At 72.3% G+C, this 16,866-nt stretch carries 16 protein-coding genes and 2 pseudogenes; 11 read left to right on the plus strand and 7 right to left on the minus strand.

The window, feature by feature from the left end; genetic code table 11:
* Positions 1-32: 32 nt before the first annotated feature.
* From ET495_RS18425 to ET495_RS03185, 4 genes are read right to left on the minus strand one after another with little or no spacing between them, the layout of a single operon-like run.
* Positions 33-476, minus strand: coding sequence for an SURF1 family protein (locus tag ET495_RS18425; RefSeq protein WP_245993285.1), 444 nt, complete (start codon positions 474-476; stop codon positions 33-35).
* A 2-nt stretch (positions 477-478) separates the two neighbouring features.
* Positions 479-934, minus strand: coding sequence for an SURF1 family protein (locus tag ET495_RS18430; RefSeq protein ID WP_245993286.1), 456 nt, complete (start codon positions 932-934; stop codon positions 479-481).
* The gene (locus ET495_RS03180) at positions 931-1,185 is read right to left on the minus strand and encodes a hypothetical protein (RefSeq protein WP_129202544.1); all 255 of its coding nucleotides are present in this window, start codon (positions 1,183-1,185) and stop codon (positions 931-933) included. The genes ET495_RS18430 and ET495_RS03180 overlap by 4 nt, the downstream gene beginning before the upstream one ends.
* The gene (locus ET495_RS03185; RefSeq protein ID WP_245993287.1) at positions 1,186-1,566 is read right to left on the minus strand and encodes a DUF3099 domain-containing protein; all 381 of its coding nucleotides are present in this window, start codon (positions 1,564-1,566) and stop codon (positions 1,186-1,188) included.
* Positions 1,567-1,817: 251 nt separating this feature from the next.
* Between ET495_RS03185 and ET495_RS03190 the strand changes: the two genes are divergently transcribed.
* Genes ET495_RS03190 through ET495_RS03200 form a run of 3 tightly spaced genes read left to right on the plus strand, consistent with a single transcriptional unit; the run spans position 1,818 to position 3,841 of the window.
* On the plus strand, positions 1,818-2,483 hold the full coding sequence (locus ET495_RS03190; RefSeq protein ID WP_245993400.1) for an SDR family oxidoreductase: 666 nt from the start codon (positions 1,818-1,820) through the stop codon (positions 2,481-2,483).
* Between the two features lie 49 nt (positions 2,484-2,532).
* The gene (fabI, locus tag ET495_RS03195) at positions 2,533-3,303 is read left to right on the plus strand and encodes an enoyl-ACP reductase FabI (RefSeq protein WP_129202548.1); all 771 of its coding nucleotides are present in this window, start codon (positions 2,533-2,535) and stop codon (positions 3,301-3,303) included.
* A 25-nt stretch (positions 3,304-3,328) separates the two neighbouring features.
* Entirely contained in the window at positions 3,329-3,841 is a 513-nt protein-coding gene (locus ET495_RS03200; RefSeq protein ID WP_129202549.1) for a SixA phosphatase family protein, read from the plus strand.
* Between the two features lie 95 nt (positions 3,842-3,936).
* Here ET495_RS03200 and serB read toward each other — a convergent pair whose 3' ends face one another.
* Both serB and glgC read right to left on the minus strand, forming a co-directional pair.
* Positions 3,937-4,611, minus strand: coding sequence for a phosphoserine phosphatase SerB (serB, locus tag ET495_RS03205; RefSeq protein WP_129202551.1), 675 nt, complete (start codon positions 4,609-4,611; stop codon positions 3,937-3,939).
* Positions 4,608-5,849, minus strand: a complete 1,242-nt coding sequence (gene glgC / locus ET495_RS03210) for a glucose-1-phosphate adenylyltransferase (RefSeq protein ID WP_129202553.1) — start codon at positions 5,847-5,849, stop codon at positions 4,608-4,610. Before glgC ends, serB begins: the two co-directional genes overlap by 4 nt.
* Positions 5,850-6,002: 153 nt before the next feature.
* Here glgC and glgA point away from each other — a divergent pair.
* Positions 6,003-7,246 (plus strand): annotated as a pseudogene (glgA, locus tag ET495_RS03215) (glycogen synthase).
* Position 7,247: 1 nt separating this feature from the next.
* Here the strand turns inward: glgA and ET495_RS03220 are convergent.
* Complete coding sequence (locus tag ET495_RS03220) at positions 7,248-7,901, minus strand: hypothetical protein (protein ID WP_342770143.1); 654 nt, start codon at positions 7,899-7,901, stop codon at positions 7,248-7,250.
* A 161-nt stretch (positions 7,902-8,062) separates the two neighbouring features.
* Here ET495_RS03220 and ET495_RS03225 point away from each other — a divergent pair, with 161 nt between their 5' ends.
* From ET495_RS03225 to ET495_RS03255, 7 genes and pseudogenes are all read left to right on the plus strand, one after another.
* Entirely contained in the window at positions 8,063-8,875 is an 813-nt protein-coding gene (locus ET495_RS03225) for an ABC transporter ATP-binding protein (RefSeq protein ID WP_129202557.1), read from the plus strand.
* Positions 8,876-8,987: 112 nt separating this feature from the next.
* On the plus strand, positions 8,988-9,446 hold the full coding sequence (locus tag ET495_RS03230; protein WP_129202559.1) for an NfeD family protein: 459 nt from the start codon (positions 8,988-8,990) through the stop codon (positions 9,444-9,446).
* 52 nt (positions 9,447-9,498) lie between these two features.
* The gene (locus tag ET495_RS03235) at positions 9,499-10,692 is read left to right on the plus strand and encodes an SPFH domain-containing protein (RefSeq protein ID WP_425471188.1); all 1,194 of its coding nucleotides are present in this window, start codon (positions 9,499-9,501) and stop codon (positions 10,690-10,692) included.
* 147 nt (positions 10,693-10,839) lie between these two features.
* Positions 10,840-11,535 carry a TetR/AcrR family transcriptional regulator gene (locus ET495_RS03240; protein WP_129202561.1) on the plus strand — a complete coding sequence of 232 codons (696 nt, stop codon included), beginning with the start codon at positions 10,840-10,842 and terminating at the stop codon, positions 11,533-11,535.
* Positions 11,536-11,612: 77 nt separating this feature from the next.
* The gene (locus ET495_RS03245; protein ID WP_129202563.1) at positions 11,613-13,364 is read left to right on the plus strand and encodes an ABC transporter ATP-binding protein; all 1,752 of its coding nucleotides are present in this window, start codon (positions 11,613-11,615) and stop codon (positions 13,362-13,364) included.
* Positions 13,361-15,372, plus strand: a pseudogene (locus ET495_RS03250) (ABC transporter ATP-binding protein). Before ET495_RS03245 ends, ET495_RS03250 begins: the two are co-directional and overlap by 4 nt.
* 119 nt (positions 15,373-15,491) lie before the next feature.
* Positions 15,492-16,781: an endo-1,4-beta-xylanase gene (locus ET495_RS03255; protein ID WP_129202565.1), complete on the plus strand. Its 1,290-nt coding sequence runs from the start codon at positions 15,492-15,494 to the stop codon at positions 16,779-16,781.
* Positions 16,782-16,866: the final 85 nt, after the last annotated feature.

Here is a 16,866-nt window from a genome sequence, read left to right on the forward strand (position 1 = left end):
GCGGTCCGGACCGCCTGCGCGACGAGCGCCGGTCACTCCTCGCCCAGTCCCGCGTCCTCGATCTCCTCGTCCGACGGCCTCCGCCGGCGTGGCGCGCGCGGCGCGCGCGTGCCCGCCTCTCCGGTGGCGAGCAGCAGGTCGCCCGCGGACGGCTGGGAGCCGCGCGTCTCGCGGCGCCACAGCACGAGGTACCCGCCGATCGCGCCGGCCGCGAAGACGCACCACTGGAACGTGTATGACAGGTGCGAGCCGGGGTCGAGGTCGGGCGCGGGGAGCGCGAGCAACGACACCGGCAACGGCTCGGCCCCGACGGCGGTCCGCTCCGAACGCAGCTGCCCGTAGGTGCCCACGGTGCGACCGCCCGCCCACGTGTCCCCGTCCGCCCCGGCCGCCAGCACCTGCGCGGTCGAGATGGCCTGCACCTGGCCTGCCGGGGCCCCGCGGGTCGACGCCGGCTCGTCGGGGCGCAGCGTCACGGTCACGGTGACGTCGCCGCCCGGGGAGCGGCGAACGCGTCCGGTTCGCTCGAGTCCTCGCCGAGCGGCACGAACCCGCGGTCGACGACGATCACGATCCCGTCGTCGGACTCGAACGGCACCAGCACGTGGAAACCGGGCGTCGACTCGACCGGCCGGTTGCGCAGCAGCACCGTGTCCTGCGGCCGGTACCTCCCGGTCACGGTCGCGGGGCGGTACGCGTCGCCGGGTGCGAGCACCGCACCCGGTGCGGGCACCAGGTCCCGCAGCGCGACCGGCGTCGCACCGTAGTTCGCTTCCACGAGGTGGATCTGCGCCTCACGCGCGGTGTACCGGTGCCACTGCCAGACGGCTGCCAGCACGCACAGCGCGGCGAGCACGACGGCGCCGACGCCCAGCGTGACCCACTGACGGCGCGTTCGGGGCGCCGCGGCCTGGGGCGCGGTCGCGAGCGTCATGGGCGGGCGTCCGGGTCGAACCGGGCGAGGTCGGCGACGGGCACCGTCTGCTTCCAGTAGTCGCGGCGGCCGAGGAACTCCTCGAGCGTGGGCCGGTGCGTGTCGCACGCGAGCCAGACCTTGCGGCGCTGCGGCGTGTGGATCTTCGGGTTGTTCCACAGCAGGCCCCACGCTGCGGGGGCGCGGCATCCTTTGGCGGAGCAGACGAGATCGCCCTCGGCGACCGGGTCGGCAGAGCCCAGCAGGTCCATTCAGCCCTCCTCGTGCCCGGGTGCGGGGTCGACGTCGACGTGCTCGACGACGACCGCGCCGTCGCGTGCGGGCGGCAGCTCTCGGGGCTGTGCGGGAGCCACCGCCGACGTGTCGTACTCGACCTTGTCGCGCCCCGCGTTGACGAGCAGCACGGCCACGTACGGGATGACGACCGCGAACGCGACCAGCGTCCAGCGGAGCCAGCCCGAGGCGACGTAGGCCCCGAGGAAGCACACCACACGGAAGCCCATCTGGAGCAGATAGCGGCGCATGCGGCGCGACTGGTCGTCGGCCAGGGACTGCGGCGCGTTCGTGATCGACGGCACCACGTCGTCCCGCCGGCGCGCGGGGATGTGCGGCGTTGCCGCAGGGGTGCTCACCCGGCCAGTCTACGAGCGCGGGGGAACACCTCCGTCAGTTGTAGGAATCCGGCAACTCAGGGCCGCGAAGCGGTCCGACGCGTGCGCGTGGCCGACGCCCGTGGCGGGGTACGTTCGCAGACGGCCGACCTCCGACGAAAGGAACCGCTGTGACCACGACCCCTCGTGTCCCCGCCCCGGATGCCTCCGCGCCGCGACCCGAGGGTGGCCGGCCACCCCGCGTCGTCGTCGTCACCGGGGCGTCGCGCGGCATCGGCCGGGCGACCGCCGAGGCCTTCGTCGCCGCGGGAGACACCGTCGCTGCGCTGCACCGAGGCGGCGACGTGCCCGAGGGGGCGCACGGATATGTGGCCGACGTCACCGACGCCGACGCGGTGGACCGTGCCTTCACGGCGATCGAGCAGGAGCTCGGCGCGGTCGAGGTGCTCGTGGCCAACGCCGGAGTCACGCGCGACGGGCTGCTGCTGCGCATGAGCGACGAGGACTTCGACGCCGTCGTGAACACCAACCTCACGGGCACGTTCCGGGTGGTCCGCCGCGCGTCCAAGGGCATGATCCGCCTGCGCCGGGGCCGCATCGTGATGATCGGGTCGGTCGTGGGCCTGTACGGCGGCGCAGGCCAGGTCAACTACGCGGCGTCGAAGGCGGCGCTCGTGGGCATGGCTCGCTCGATCACGCGCGAGCTCGGCGGGCGCGGGATCACGGCCAACGTCGTCGCGCCCGGCTTCGTCGAGACGGCGATGACGGCCGTGCTGCCCGAGGACACGCAGAAGCAGTACAAGGCCGCGATCCCCGCAGGGCGGTTCGCCACCGTGGACGAGGTCGCGGGCGTCGTCCAGTTCCTCGCCTCCGACGCCGCGGCCTACGTCTCGGGTGCGGTGATTCCCGTCGACGGTGGTCTCGGGATGGGCCACTGACGGCCGCCTTCGCTACTCTCCCCCCAGCACAGTCCACCGAAAGGTCATCATGGGTCTGCTCGACGGCAAGAAGCTCCTCGTCACCGGTGTGCTCACGGACAGCTCGATCGCGTTCCACGCGGCGCGCCTCGCGCAGGAGGAGGGTGCCCAGGTCGTGCTCTCGTCGTTCGGCCGCCAGATGAAGCTCACGCAGGCGTTCTCGCGGCGACTGCCCGTCGAGGCGCCCGTCGTGCCGCTCGACGTGACGAGCCAGGAGGACCTCGACGGCCTCGCCGACGCGGTGCGGGCCGCCGGTCTGGACCGCCTCGACGGCGTCGTCCACTCGATCGGGTTCGCGCCGCAGTCGGTCATGGGCGGCAACTTCCTCACGGGCACCTGGGAGGACGTCGCCACCGCGATCCAGGTGTCGACGTTCTCGTACAAGTCGCTCGCCGTGGCGGCCAAGCCCCTCATGTCGGCGGGCAGCGCCGTCGTCGGCCTGACGTTCGACGCCCAGTTCGCGTGGCCCGTCTACGACTGGATGGGCGTCGCGAAGGCCGGGCTCGAGTCGGCCAACCGCTACCTGGCACGCGACCTCGGCCCCGACGGCATCCGCGCGAACCTCGTCTCGGCAGGGCCGATCCGCACGACGGCCGCGAAATCGATCCCGGGCTTCGAGACGATGGAGGACGCGTGGCCGCGCCGGGCGCCGCTGGGCTGGGACCAGACGACGGCCGAACCTGCTGCACGCGCTGTCGTCGCTCTGCTGTCGGACTGGTTCCCCGCCACGACAGGTGAGATCGTTCACGTCGACGGTGGCGTCCACGCCATGGGGCAGTGACGACGGTGACGACCAGTGAGGGACGATGAGCGCACGACGTCTTGTGCTCCTGCGGCACGCCAAGGCTGAGCCAGGCCGTGACCGCGTGCCGGACGAGATGCGACCGCTGACGACCAACGGCCGCAACCAGGCCACCCGTGTCGGCAAGGCGTTCGCGGGTGCGGGCCTGGTCCCCGATCTCGTCCTCGTCTCGACGGCGCTGCGCACGCGCCAGACGTGGGAGCTGTTGTCGCGGCAGGTCGACGACCTCGCCGCGGACGTGCAGCTGCGTGCCGAGCTCTACGAGGCCTCGGTCGCCGACGTCCTCGACCTCGTCCGCGAGGCCGACGACGGCGTGGGCACGGTCCTGGTCGTCGGCCACGAGCCGACGATGGCGGCCGCCGCCGCGCACCTCGCGGGGCCGGGCTCGGACGACGCGGCGCTCGCCCAGGTGCGCGTGGGCGTGCCGACGGCGACCTACTCGATCCTCGAGTCGGACTCCGAGTGGGCAGCGTGGGGCCGTTCGGGTGCCCGGCTGCTGTCGGTCGCCCGGCCGTAGGACCCGCAAAGGGACCCGGGTCTGCCGTCGGTCACGACGGACGGGCCCGGGTCCCTTCGCGCACGGTCTTGCCCGACGCCGTCGGGCGAGCGGTGTCAGGCGTGCGGTGTCAGGCGGTCCACGATCTCGAGGACCTCGTCGAGGCGCCCGTCGACCGCGTGGCCGGCCTGGGCGCGCACCACGGGCTTCGCCCGGTAGGCCACGCCCACGCCCGCGGCCGCGATCATGTCGAGGTCGTTGGCGCCGTCGCCGACGGCGACCGTGTCCGCCAGGGCCACGCCCTCGGCGTCGGCCCACTCGCGCAGCGTCGCCGCCTTGACCGATCTGTCGACGACCGTGCCCACCGTGCGGCCCGTCAGCACCCCGTCGGCGATCTCGAGCCGGTTGGCGCGCACGCGCGTGATGCCCAGTGACGCCGCGAGCGGCCCGACGACCTCCTCGAAGCCTCCCGAGACCAGCCCGAACGCCCAGCCTCGCCGATGGCACTCGGCGACGAGGTCGGCGGCACCGGGCGAGAGCACGACCGCCGCACGGACGTCGTCGAGCGCGCCGACCGGGACCCCGGCGAGCGTCGCCACGCGTTCGCGCAGCGACGCCGCGAAGTCCAGCTCGCCCCGCATGGCACGCTCGGTCACCGCGGCGACCTGGTCGCGTGTGCCAGCATGCTCGGCGAGGAGCTCGATGACCTCCTGCTGGATGAACGTGGAGTCGACGTCGGTGACGACGAGGCGTCGTCGAGACGGGGCCTGCGGCCCGGGGGCGTGAGTCACGTGACGATTGTGCCCTTCGGCACCACGGTGATGCCCGACTCGGTCACGGTGAACCCGCGGGCCCGGTCCTCCTCGTGGTCGACGCCGATGCGGGCGCGCTCGCCCACGACGACGTTCTTGTCGAGCACGGCGCGGTGGACCTGGGCGTGGCGGTACACCTGCACGTCGTCCATGAGGACGGCGTTGGTGACCGTGGCCCACGAGTGGAGGTGGACGCCCGGCGACAGGATCGACCCGGCGACCGTCGCACCCGAGACGAGCACGCCGGGGGAGACGATCGAGTCCGCGGCGTGACCGAGGCGACCGGGGCCCGCGTGCACGAACTTGGCCGGCGGCAAGCCGATGTACCCCGTGTAGACAGGCCACTCGTCGTTGTAGAGGTTGAACACCGGCTGGATCGCGATGAGGTCCTTGTTGGCCTCGAAGTAGGCGTCCATGGTGCCCACGTCGCGCCAGTAGTCGCGGTCGCGGTCGGTCGAGCCCGGCACGTCGTTGCGGATGAAGTCGTAGACGCCGGCGGTGCCCTGCTCGACGAACGCCGGGATGATGTCGCCGCCCATGTCGTGGCGCGAGTTCGGGTCGGCGGCGTCCTTGGTGACGGCCTCGACGAGCGCTTCGGTGTCGAAGACGTAGTTGCCCATGGAGGCCAGGACCTCCTGCGGGGAGTCCGGCAGGCCGACGGGGTTGACCGGCTTCTCGAGGAACTCGCGGATGCGGTCGGGCTGGGTCGGGTCGACGTCGATCACACCGAACTGGTCGGCGAGCGCGATCGGCTGGCGGATCGCCGCGACGGTCGCGCGGGCTCCGGTCTCGACGTGTGCCGCGACCATCTGCGAGAAGTCCATGCGGTACACGTGGTCGGCGCCCACGACGACAACGATGTCCGGTCGCTCGTCCTCGATGATGTTGAGGCACTGGTAGATGGCGTCCGCGCTGCCGAGGTACCAGTGCTTGCCCACGCGCTGCTGCGCCGGCACCGACGACACGTAGTTGCCCAGCAACGGAGACATGCGCCACGTCTTGGACACGTGCCTGTCGAGCGAGTGCGACTTGTACTGGGTCAGCACGACGACACGCAGGTAGCGGGAGTTGATGATGTTCGAGAGCGCGAAGTCGATGAGGCGGTAGATCCCGCCGAACGGCACCGCGGGCTTGGCGCGGTGAGCGGTCAGCGGCATCAGCCTCTTGCCCTCGCCACCGGCGAGGACGATCGCGAGCACGCGGGGGTTAGACGCCATGGCATGACCCTATTGCCGAGCGCGCCGACGTGCGCTGCCAGGCCGCGACGTGTCCGTAGCGTGGCGCCGCGTCGCTCGCTACCGTGAGCGCGTGACCGAAACGAACGGCCCTTCCCCCTCGCCATCGACCTCCACGCCGTCCCGGGGGGACGCCTGCACGTCGACCTGCTGACCCGCGAGTTCCCGCCACACGTGTACGGCGGAGCGGGGGTGCACGTCGCCGAGCTGTCGCAGGTGCTGCGACCGCACGCCGACGTGCGGGTGCGGGCGTTCGACGGCCCCCGCGGCCCCGAGGCCGCGGCCGAAGGGATCTTCGGCTACGACGTCCCCTCCACGCTCGCGACGGCGAACCCGGCGCTGGCGACGCTCGGCGTCGACCTCGCGATGGCGAACGATGTCGGCGGCGCCGACCTGGTCCACTCGCACACCTGGTACGCGAACATCGCGGGCCACCTCGGCGGGCTGCTGCACGGCATCCCGCACGTCGTCTCGGCGCACTCGCTCGAGCCGCTGCGCCCGTGGAAGGCGGAGCAGCTCGGCGGCGGGTACGCCATCTCGAGCTGGGCCGAGCGCACCGCCTACCTCGGCGCTGCGGGCATCATCGCGGTCTCGGGTGGCATGCGCGCCGACATCCTGCGCTGCTACCCCGAGCTCGACCCGGCCACGGTGCACGTGGTCCACAACGGCATCGACCTGGCGGGCTGGAAGCGCCCTGCCGAGACCGGCCCGGAGGCGGACGCCGCGTTCGCCGCGGTGCGCCGCCTGGGCATCGACCCGTCGCGGCAGTCGGTGGTGTTCGTCGGCCGTATCACGCGGCAGAAGGGCCTGCCGTACCTGCTGCGCGCGGCCGAGGCGCTGCCGCACGACGTCCAGCTGGTGCTGTGCGCCGGCGCCCCCGACACCCCCGAGATCCTCGCCGAGGTCAAGTCGCTCGTCGCCAACCTGCGTGAGCGCCGCGGCGGTGGGTCCGCCGGCGACGCGGGTGTCATCTGGATCGAGGAGATGCTGCCGCGCCCCGACCTCGTCGCGGTGCTCGCCGCGAGCACGGTGTTCGTGTGCCCGTCGGTCTACGAGCCCCTGGGGATCGTCAACCTCGAGGCGATGGCCGTGGGCCTGCCCGTGGTCGGTTCCGCGACGGGCGGCATCCCGGAGGTGGTCGACGACGGCGTCACGGGGTGCTCGTGCCGATCGAGCAGGTGAACGACGGGACGGGCACGCCCGTCGACCCGCCACGGTTCGTCAAGGACCTCGGCGACGCGCTCCTGCGCGTCCTGGCCGACCCGCAGCGGGCGGCCGACATGGGCGCCGCCGGCCGGCGTCGCGCGGAGCAGCACTTCGCGTGGGAGGCCATCGCGGTGCGGACCATGGACGTCTACCGCCGGGTCCTGGCCGGCTGAGTCAGTCTCCGACGCGTGCGTAGGTGGCGGCGGACAGTGCGTGGCGGGCCGTGCGCTCGACCTCGCGCAGCGCCGTCGAGCGCTGGTCCGCCTGCCACACGTTGACGGCGCCGCCGTCGTCCGTCCCGGCGACGCCGACGATCGCGAGCAGCCGCGTGGCGAGCTGGAGCACGCGTGCTCGTCGGCCGTCGAGCGGCGGCACCGGCCAGGCGTCGGTCGACGAGCGGCGCACGGCCTCGATGGCGTCGGCGGCGTCGTCGCGCCAGCGGGCCACGTCGAGCTGGTCGAGCGCCTCGGTCGCGGTGACGAGCGCGGTGCGCAGCTCGCGCTCGGCCTCGGCGAGCGAGCCCAGCGCGCCGGCCACGGCCGTCGACCACGGGGGTACGTCGAGCACGCGCCACTCGACCAGGTGGCCCTGTTCGAGCGCGCTGCCGAACGTCGTCACCTGCGGCACGGCGACCCACGCCCCGTCCGGTGTCGCGACGGCGAGGCACTCGCCGGCCGCGGTCGCGTCGGTCGTGGCGGCGGCGGGAACGCCTACCGGGTCGCCTGGCGCCGGCCGCAGCGCCACCAGCTCGCGCGGGCCGGCCGACCACGTCTCGACGAGGTCCCTGAGAGTGGCGGTGTCGGCGCCGAAGCCTGGGAGGCCGGTCACGGTGTGCGGCTCGTCGTCGCCCTGCACGCACCGGACGACGGCGCCGGGGGCGGCAGGCTCACCTGCGAGCCACAGCGCGAGCAGGGCGCTGCGGGGAGCCCGGCGGGGTTCACAGCGGGGGTCACGGGCACCGGCTCAGGTTACCTATAGGGTCGGGCACCATGAGCTGGGTTCTCGACCTGCAGGGCGTCACTGTGCGACGCGGGACCACCACGATCCTCGACGAGCTCGACTGGCAGGTCGAGGAGGGTGAGCGCTGGATCGTCCTGGGACCGAACGGCGCCGGCAAGACGACGCTCATGCAGATCGCGTCGGCGCGCATGCACCCTACGTCCGGCACGGCCACCCTGCTGGGCGAGACGCTCGGGAGGGTGGACGTCTTCGAGCTGCGCCCGCGTATCGGTCTCGCGTCGGCCGCGCTGGCCGAGCAGATCCCGGGCGGCGAGCTCGTGCGCGACGTCGTCATCACGGCCGCCTACGGCGTCACGGGCCGCTGGCGGGAGCAGTACGAGGAGCTCGACGCGCGGCGCGCGACACAGCTCCTCGTGGCGTTCGGCGTCGATGCGCTCGCGGACCGCACGTACGGCACCCTCTCGGAGGGTGAGCGCAAGCGCGTGCAGATCGCGCGTGCCCTGATGACCGACCCCGAGCTGCTCATCCTCGACGAGCCGGGCGCCGGCCTGGACCTGGGCGGCCGTGAGGAGCTCGTCGGGGCGCTGTCGGAGCTCGCGAGCGACCCACGGTCACCGGTGCTGCTTCTCGTGACGCACCACGTCGAGGAGATCCCGCCCGGGTTCACCCACATGCTGCTGCTCGGCGCGCACGGGCGGGTCCAGGCATCGGGTCCGCTCGCGGAAGTCCTGACGGCGGAGAACCTGTCGGCGGCGTTCGGCCTCGACCTCATCGTGGCCCACGGAGGCGGGCGCTGGCTGGCGCGCGCGGCGGCATCGGCCGCGGGCCGAGGGCGTCACTGACCATTCGGTCGGAATCGGTCATCTTGGGGTGTGCCGCTGGCCGCTGAGGCTGCTCGCGGGTAAAGTTCAGGCAAAAGGCTGCGGTCGGCTGGCTCTCGTCGGAAGGTGCACGATGGACTGGCTCTGGTGGGTAGGCGCGGCGATCGCGCTGGGGATCGTTGAGATCATCGTTCTGGATGTCGTCGTCCTGATGCTGATCGGTGGCGCGCTCGCGGGAGCGGTCGCCGCTGCGCTCGGGGCGCCCGTCTGGGTGCAGGTCGTCGTGGCTTGCGCGACCTCGGCGCTGCTCGTGGTGACGTTGCGCCCGTGGGTGCTGCGCACATTGCGCAAGCGGGTCTCGCTGGCGGAGACGAACGCCGCCGCGCAGGTGGGCCGGCGTGCCGTCGTCGTCGCCGAGGTGAGCGAGGCCGGCGGGCGCATCAAGCTGGTCGGAGAGGTGTGGACCGCCCGCCTCGACGACGACGGGCTGCCCGGGTCGCCCGTGCTGGCCGTCGGGACCGAGGTCGAGGTCGTCCGGATCGACGGCGCCACGGCCGTCGTCGCGCCCGTGGGCGCGGCTTCCACGACCTGAGTACGTCCTCCGTCGCCATCGCGGCGGGGTCAAACCATCGAAGGGAGGCGCATTGATCGACAACGGCAGCTTCAACCCCGCCACGATCGTGCTGTACCTGGTGCTCATCGTCCTGCTGATCTTCGTCGTCACGGCGCTCGTGCGGGCCGTGCGGATCGTCCCGCAGGCCGTCTCGCTCATCGTCGAACGGCTCGGGCGGTACCAGAAGACGCTCGAACCGGGCCTGCACATCCTGGTGCCGTTCATCGACAAGGTGCGTGCCGGCGTCGACCTGCGTGAGCAGGTCGTCAGCTTCCCGCCACAACCGGTGATCACCTCGGACAACCTCGTGGTGTCGATCGACACGGTCATCTACTTCCAGGTGACCGACCCCAAGTCGGCCGTCTATGAGATCGCCAACTACATCACCGCCATCGAGCAGCTGACGGTCACCACGCTGCGTAACGTCGTCGGGTCCATGGACCTCGAGCAGACGCTGACCAGCCGCGACCAGATCAACGGCCAGCTGCGCGGCGTGCTCGACGAGGCGACCGGGCGCTGGGGCGTGCGCATCAACCGCGTCGAGCTGCGCTCGATCGACCCGCCCGCGTCGGTGCAGGGCTCGATGGAGCAGCAGATGCGTGCCGAGCGTGACCGCCGCGCCGCGATCCTCACGGCCGAGGGTGTCAAGCAGTCGCAGATCCTCACGGCCGAGGGCGAGAAGCAGTCGGCCATTCTCCGCGCCGAGGGTGACGCGCAGTCGCGCGTGCTGCGGGCCGAGGGTGAGGCTCGAGCGATCCTCCAGGTCTTCGACGCCATCCACACGGGTGACGCCGACCCGAAGCTGCTGGCGTACCAGTACCTGCAGATGCTGCCGCAGATCGCCAATGGCACGGCCTCGAAGCTGTGGGTCGTGCCCACGGAGTTCACGGCTGCGCTCGGCTCGATCTCCAAGGGCTTCGGCGGGTCGGGCGTGCCGGGAGTTCCGGTGGCACCGGCACCCGAGCCGCCCGCGCAGGAGGAGTCGGCCGCGGCCCGCGCGCTGCGCCAGGAGCGCAAGGAGCGCATGGAGGCCATGGGTGGCGTCGCGCTCGCCGACGCCGCGGAGGCGCTGCGTGAGGCGCAGCGGCAGTCCGAGGCCGCGGCGGCCGACGCGACGGCGTCGGGGACGCGGTCGGGCCTGCCGTTCGACCCGGCGCACGAGGCCGGGCAGCACCCGGGTGAGCCGCCGCTGCCGCCCGTCCCGCCCGCTCCGCCGGCGGTCTGACCGGCCGTACACCCATGACGGGCCCGTGGCCCCGACGACGCGACTCCTGGTCGCTCGTCGGGGCCACGGGTCTTTTGTCGCTCACCGGGCGTCACACGGCCCGGCTGCTTGCGGAGTGAGCGCTCACTCACTTAGCGTGGCGGTGTGATGACCGTCGAGCAGGACGCCGGGCGGCGCCGCGCCACTCCGCTCTCTCCCGACGAGCGGCGCGCGGCGATCGTCGAGGCCGCGCTGCCGATCGTCGCCGAGCACGGGCTCGACGTGACGACGAGGGAGCTGGCCGCCGCCGCGGGCGTGGCCGAGGGCACGCTCTTTCGCGTCTTCCCCGACAAGAACACGCTCGTGGGCGAGGTCGCGATCACGGGCCTGCTGCGCGCCTCCGAACCCGCCACGACGCGCGACGACCTCGCCTCCGTCGACCGCGACCTCCCGCTGGTCGAGCGGGTCACCCGCATCATCGAGCTCGGCCAGGAACGCATGGGCGAAGCCGCGCAGTGGATGACGGTGCTGCACACGCTGCGCGGCCGCGTGGGTGACTCCGTGCCGCGCACCCCCGAGGACGAGGCGCGCATCGCCGAGCTGCGTGGCCGGCTCATGGCCCAGCACGAGCTGCACCGCGCCGTGATCGCCGAGGGCCTGCGGACAGCGCTCGCCCCCGACCTGGACCGGCTGCGCGTCCCCGTCGACGTCGCCGCCTCCCTCATCGAGGCCGCCGTCGTCCACCGGCGTGCCGGGCCGAACCGGCTCACGCCGCCACTGTCGGCCGACGTGCTGGCCGACGCCGTGGTGCACGGGATCGTGAGCGACGAACCGCGCGACCACGCCCGCGCGGGCGCTCCCTGAGCGCCGCAGCACGCGTTCCCGCGCGACCCTCCCGCAGTCGTGCCCCCGCACAGCCCATCCAAGAGCAAGGAACCCTGATGCTCCTCACCCTGGCCCGCAGATACCTGCGGCCCTACGGCGCCGCCGTCGGCGTCCTGCTGGTGCTGCAGCTGCTGCAGACGCTGGCCAACCTCTACCTGCCCACGCTCAACGCCGACATCATCGACAACGGCGTGGTCGCGGGCGACATCGGCTACATCTGGCGCACCGGCGGCTGGATGCTCGCCGTCAGCCTCGGGCAGATGGCGTGCTCCATCGGTGCGGTGTTCCTGGGCGCGCGCGCCGCGACGGCGTTCGGGCGCGACCTGCGGCACGACCTGTTCGACGCCGTCCAGGGCTTCAGCGCCCGTGAGGTCGGCAAGTTCGGCGCGCCGTCGCTCATCACCCGCACCACCAACGACGTCCAGCAGGTCCAGATGGTCCTGCTCATGACCTTCACGATCATGATCATGGCCCCGATCATGGCCATCGGCGGCGTCATCATGGCGCTGCAGCAGGACGTGACCCTGTCGGGCCTGCTCCTGGTCATCGTGCCGGTGCTCGGCGTCGTCATGGGCCTGCTCCTGTGGCGCATGGTCCCGTACTTCCGTGCGATGCAGGGCCGGATCGACGTCATCAACGGCGTGCTGCGCGAGCAGATCTCGGGTCTGCGCGTGGTGCGCGCGTTCGTGCGCGAGGGCCGCGAGATGGAGCGGTTCGGCGACGCCAACCGGAAGCTCTTCGAGACGTCGCTGGGCGCGGGCAAGCTCATGGCGCTCGCGTTCCCCACGGTCATGCTCATCATGAACGTGTCCTCGGTCGCGGTGCTGTGGTTCGGTGCGCGGCAGATCGACACCGGCGGCATGCAGGTGGGCTCGCTGACGGCGTTCCTCAGCTACCTCATGTACATCCTCATGGCCGTGATGATGTCCACGATGATGGTCATGATGGTGCCGCGCGCCGCGGTCGCCGCCGACCGCATCGGCGACGTGCTCGGCACGACGTCGTCGGTCACCGAGCCGCAGGTGCCCGTCACGCTCGCCTCCCTGAACGACGGCGCGGGGCCGCGGGGCCGCCTGGAGCTCGACGACGTCGAGTTCCGCTACCCGGGCGCCGACGCGCCCGTGCTGTCGGGGCTGACGTTCACGGCCGAGCCCGGCACGGTCACCGCCGTCATCGGCTCGACCGGCGCGGGCAAGACGACGCTGCTCAACCTGGTGCCCCGGCTGTTCGACGCGACCGGGGGAGCGGTGCGCGTCGACGGCGTCGACGTGCGCTCGCTCGCGACCGGCGACCTGGGCTCGGTGCTGGGCCTGGTGCCGCAGAAGGCGTTCCTGTTCAGCGGGACCGTCGCCTCCAACCTCCGGTACGGCAAGCCCGACGCGACCGAGGAGGAGATGTGGGAGGCGCTCGAGGTCGCGCAGGCGCGCGACTTCGTCGAGGCGCTCCCGGGCGGGCTCGAGGCGCCGGTCGCCCAGGGCGGCACGACGTTCTCGGGTGGCCAGCGTCAGCGCCTGGCCATCGCGCGAGCCGTGATCCGCCGGCCACGCGTCTACCTGTTCGACGACTCGTTCTCGGCGCTCGACTACACCACCGACGCGCGCCTGCGCGCCGCGCTCGCGCCGCGCACCGTCGACGCGACGGTGCTCATCGTCGCGCAACGCGTCGCCACCATCCGCGACGCCGACCAGATCCTCGTGCTGGAGCACGGCCGCATCGTCGGGCGTGGCACGCACGCCGAGCTGCTCGCGAGCAACGAGACGTACCAGGAGATCGTGACCTCTCAGATGTCGCTGGAGGAAGCAGCATGAGCGAGCACAAGCCCGCAGCGCCCCCGCGCCCGCACCGCCGGGGCCCCGGCCCGGGCGCCGGAGGGCCCATGGGCATGGGCATGCCGGGCGAGAAGGCGATGAACTTCAAGGGGTCGCTGCTGCGCTTCGCGCGGTCGATGCGGCCTGAACGCGGCAAGGTGCTCGCGCTCGCCGCGTGCGGCGTCGTCTCGGTCGCGCTGACGGTGGTCGGGCCGCGCATCCTCGGTCACGCGACCAACATCATCTTCGAGGGTGTCGTCGGCAAGATGCTGGGCGCCCACCTTCCGGCCGGCACGACCGCCGCGCAGGCCGTCGCCGGCCTGCGGCAGTCCGGCCAGGACCGCATGGCCGACATGCTCGCCGGGGTGCCGAACGCGGTGTCCGGGCAGGGCATCGACTTCGACCGCCTCGGTCAGGTGCTGCTCGCCGTCCTGGCGATCTACGCCGGTGCGTTCCTGTTCGGCTGGCTCCAGACGTACATCATGACGATCGCCGTGCAGAACACCATGCGGCGCCTGCGCGACGAGGTCGAGGCGAAGCTGCACCGGGTCCCGCTGAGCTATGTGGACCAGCACCAGAAGGGCGAGATCCTCTCGCGCGTCACCAACGACATCGACAACGTCGCCCAGACGACGACGCAGACGCTCGCGCAGCTCATCACCTCGGTGCTGACCGTCGTCGGCGTGCTCGCCATGATGTTCTCGATCTCGTGGGTGCTGGCGCTGGTCGCGCTCGTGACCGTGCCGTTGTCGGTCGTGGTGACCACGCGCATCGCCAAGCGCAGCCAGCCGCAGTTCATCGCCCAGTGGGCCTCGACGGGGCGCCTCAACGCGCACGTCGAGGAGATGTTCACGGGGCACTCGCTGGTCAAGGTCTACGGCCAGCAGGAGGCGTCGGCCGAGCGGTTCGCGGTCGAGAACGAGGCGCTGTTCAAGGCTTCGCGCAACGCGCAGGCGATCAGCGGCACGATCATGCCGTCGATGGGGTTCCTGGCGAACCTCAACTACGTCGTGGTCGCCGTCGTCGGCGGTCTGCGTGTCGCGTCGGGGACGCTGAGCCTGGGGACGTGCAGGCGTTCATCCAGTACTCGCGCCAGTTCACGCAGCCGCTGACGCAGGTCGCGTCGATGATGAACCTGCTCCAGTCGGGCGTCGCCTCGGCCGAGCGGGTCTACGAGCTGCTGGACGCGCCCGAGCAGGTACCCGACCCGGACAGCCCCGCCGTCATCCCGTCGGTGCACGGGCGGGTCGCGTTCGAGGACGTCACGTTCTCCTACGACCCCGCCAACCCGCTCATCGAGCACCTCGACCTCGTGGCCGAGCAGGGGCAGACGGTGGCGATCGTCGGGCCCACGGGCGCCGGCAAGACGACGCTGGTGAACCTGCTGCTGCGGTTCTACGAGGTCGACGGCGGGCGCATCACGCTCGACGGCGTCGACACCCGTGAGCTGACGCGCGACGCGCTGCGGTCGAGCATCGGCATGGTGCTTCAGGACACGTGGCTGTTCAAGGGCACCATCGAGGAGAACCTGCGCTACGGGGTCCGGCGCGAGGTGGGCGAGGAGGAGTTCCTCGCCGCCACGCGCGCGACGCACGTCGACCCGTTCGTTCGCACGCTGCCCGAGGGGTACGCCACCGTGCTCGACGACGAGGGGTCGTCCCTCTCGGCGGGCGAGAAGCAGCTCCTGACGATCGCGCGGGCGTTCCTGGCCGACCCCGAGATCCTCGTCCTCGACGAGGCGACCAGCTCTGTGGACACGCGCACCGAGGTGCTGGTGCAGCAGGCGATGAACGCGTTGCGCAGCGGGCGGACGAGCTTCGTCATCGCCCACCGCCTCTCGACCATCCGGGACGCCGACGTCATCGTCGTGATGGAGCACGGGCAGATCGTCGAGACGGGCGACCACGACTCGCTGCTCGCGGCCGGGGGCGCGTACGCGCGCCTGTACCAGTCGCAGTTCGCGGCCCCGGCGGTCGACGAGGAGGAGGCCGTCACCGGGCGGGTCTAGGCACGTGCCGCACCACCGCCCCGGGCCGTCACCGGCCCCGGGGCGGTGGTGCGCGCGACGTCGCACGGAACGCGTCGAATCGATTCGCGGATCCGGGTGCGCCGTGACAGGCTGCGCGCGTGAGCACAGCGACATCCCACTTCACCCCGCCCGCCCGCTACACCGTCGACCCGAGCCTGGCTCACCGGCGCGCCACCGCCGTCGTGACCGTGCGGGGCGCCGACGGGGCACCGCTCGCCGACGCCGACGTCGTCGTCGAACAGACGAACCACGAGTTCCTGTTCGGCAACATCGGCTTCGAGCTCGTCGCCCACGCCAACCGGCTCGCCGCCGGCGAGCCCACCGACCAGTACGACGAGACCTTCGCCGAGCGCTGGTTCGACCTGTTCAACCAGGTGACGCTGCCGTTCTACTGGGGCACGTTCGAGCCGGTCGAGGGCGCGCCCCGCACCCAGGAGCTGCTGACCGCCGCACGCTGGTTCGCCGAGCGCGACGTCGTCGTCAAGGGCCACCCGCTCGTGTGGCACACCGTCCAGCCCCGCTGGCTGCTCGGCAAGCCCCTGGAGGAGGTCGAGCGGCTCCAGCGCGAGCGCATCCGCCGCGACACCGCCGACTTCGCCGGCGTCGTCGACCTGTGGGACGCCATCAACGAGGTCGTCATCATGCCCGTCTTCACCGCGGAGGAGAACGGCATCACGCCGCTCGCCCGCGCCAAGGGGCGGGTCGAGACCATCCGCATGGCGTTCGAGGAGGCACGCGCCGTCAACCCCGGCGCGACGCTGCTGCTCAACGACTTCGACATGTCGACCGCCTACGAGTGCCTCATCGAGGCCGTGCTCGAAGCCGGCATCACGATCGACCGGCTCGGCCTGCAGTCCCACCAGCACCAGGGCTACTGGGGCCGCGAGAAGACGCTGCGCATCCTCGACCGGTTCTCGCGCTACAACATCCCCATCCACATGACCGAGACCACGCTGCTGTCGGGCGAGCCCATGCCCAAGCACATCGTCGACCTCAACGACTGGCAGGTCGCCTCCTGGCCCTCCACGCCCGAGGGCGAGCAGCGGCAGGCCGACGAGATCGAGGAGTGGTACCGCACGCTCCTCTCCCACCCGCAGGTCGAGGCCATCACCTACTGGGGCCTCGGCGACCGCGGCATGTGGCTGGGCGCCCCGGGCGGCCTGCTGCGCGAGGACGCCACCCCCAAGCCGTCCTACGACCGCCTGCACGCCCTCGTCAAGGGCGAGTGGTGGACGCCGCCGACGACGCTGCGCACCGACGCCGCGGGCCGCGTCGACGTCACCGGGTTCCGGGGCGAGTACCGGGTCAGCGCAGCAGGGTCGTGCGCGGGGTTCACGCTCGCCACCGACGCCGGCGACGCCGAGGTCACGCTCACGACGGCGCGCTGACCGGCACGGGCGCGCAGGGCAGGCCGGGGCACGCCGGGGCACGCCGGGCAGGCGCGGGCACGCCGGGCGGGCTGGGAGAATCGGC

Origin of the sequence: Xylanimonas allomyrinae (assembly GCF_004135345.1) — a bacterium.
GTDB lineage: Bacteria > Actinomycetota > Actinomycetes > Actinomycetales > Cellulomonadaceae > Xylanimonas > Xylanimonas allomyrinae.

Bases quoted from the DNA above. Each gene is read 5' to 3' on its own strand.
- ET495_RS18430 (WP_245993286.1), bottom strand. From the start codon at position 934: ATGACGCTCGCGACCGCGCCCCAGGCCGCGGCGCCCCGAACGCGCCGT.
- ET495_RS03180 (WP_129202544.1), bottom strand. From the start codon at position 1,185: ATGGACCTGCTGGGCTCTGCCGACCCGGTCGCCGAGGGCGATCTCGTC.
- fabI (WP_129202548.1), top strand. From the start codon at position 2,533: ATGGGTCTGCTCGACGGCAAGAAGCTCCTCGTCACCGGTGTGCTCACG.
- ET495_RS03200 (WP_129202549.1), top strand. From the start codon at position 3,329: ATGAGCGCACGACGTCTTGTGCTCCTGCGGCACGCCAAGGCTGAGCCA.
- glgC (WP_129202553.1), bottom strand. From the start codon at position 5,849: ATGGCGTCTAACCCCCGCGTGCTCGCGATCGTCCTCGCCGGTGGCGAG.
- ET495_RS03225 (WP_129202557.1), top strand. From the start codon at position 8,063: ATGAGCTGGGTTCTCGACCTGCAGGGCGTCACTGTGCGACGCGGGACC.
- ET495_RS03230 (WP_129202559.1), top strand. From the start codon at position 8,988: ATGGACTGGCTCTGGTGGGTAGGCGCGGCGATCGCGCTGGGGATCGTT.
- ET495_RS03240 (WP_129202561.1), top strand. From the start codon at position 10,840: ATGACCGTCGAGCAGGACGCCGGGCGGCGCCGCGCCACTCCGCTCTCT.
- ET495_RS03245 (WP_129202563.1), top strand. From the start codon at position 11,613: ATGCTCCTCACCCTGGCCCGCAGATACCTGCGGCCCTACGGCGCCGCC.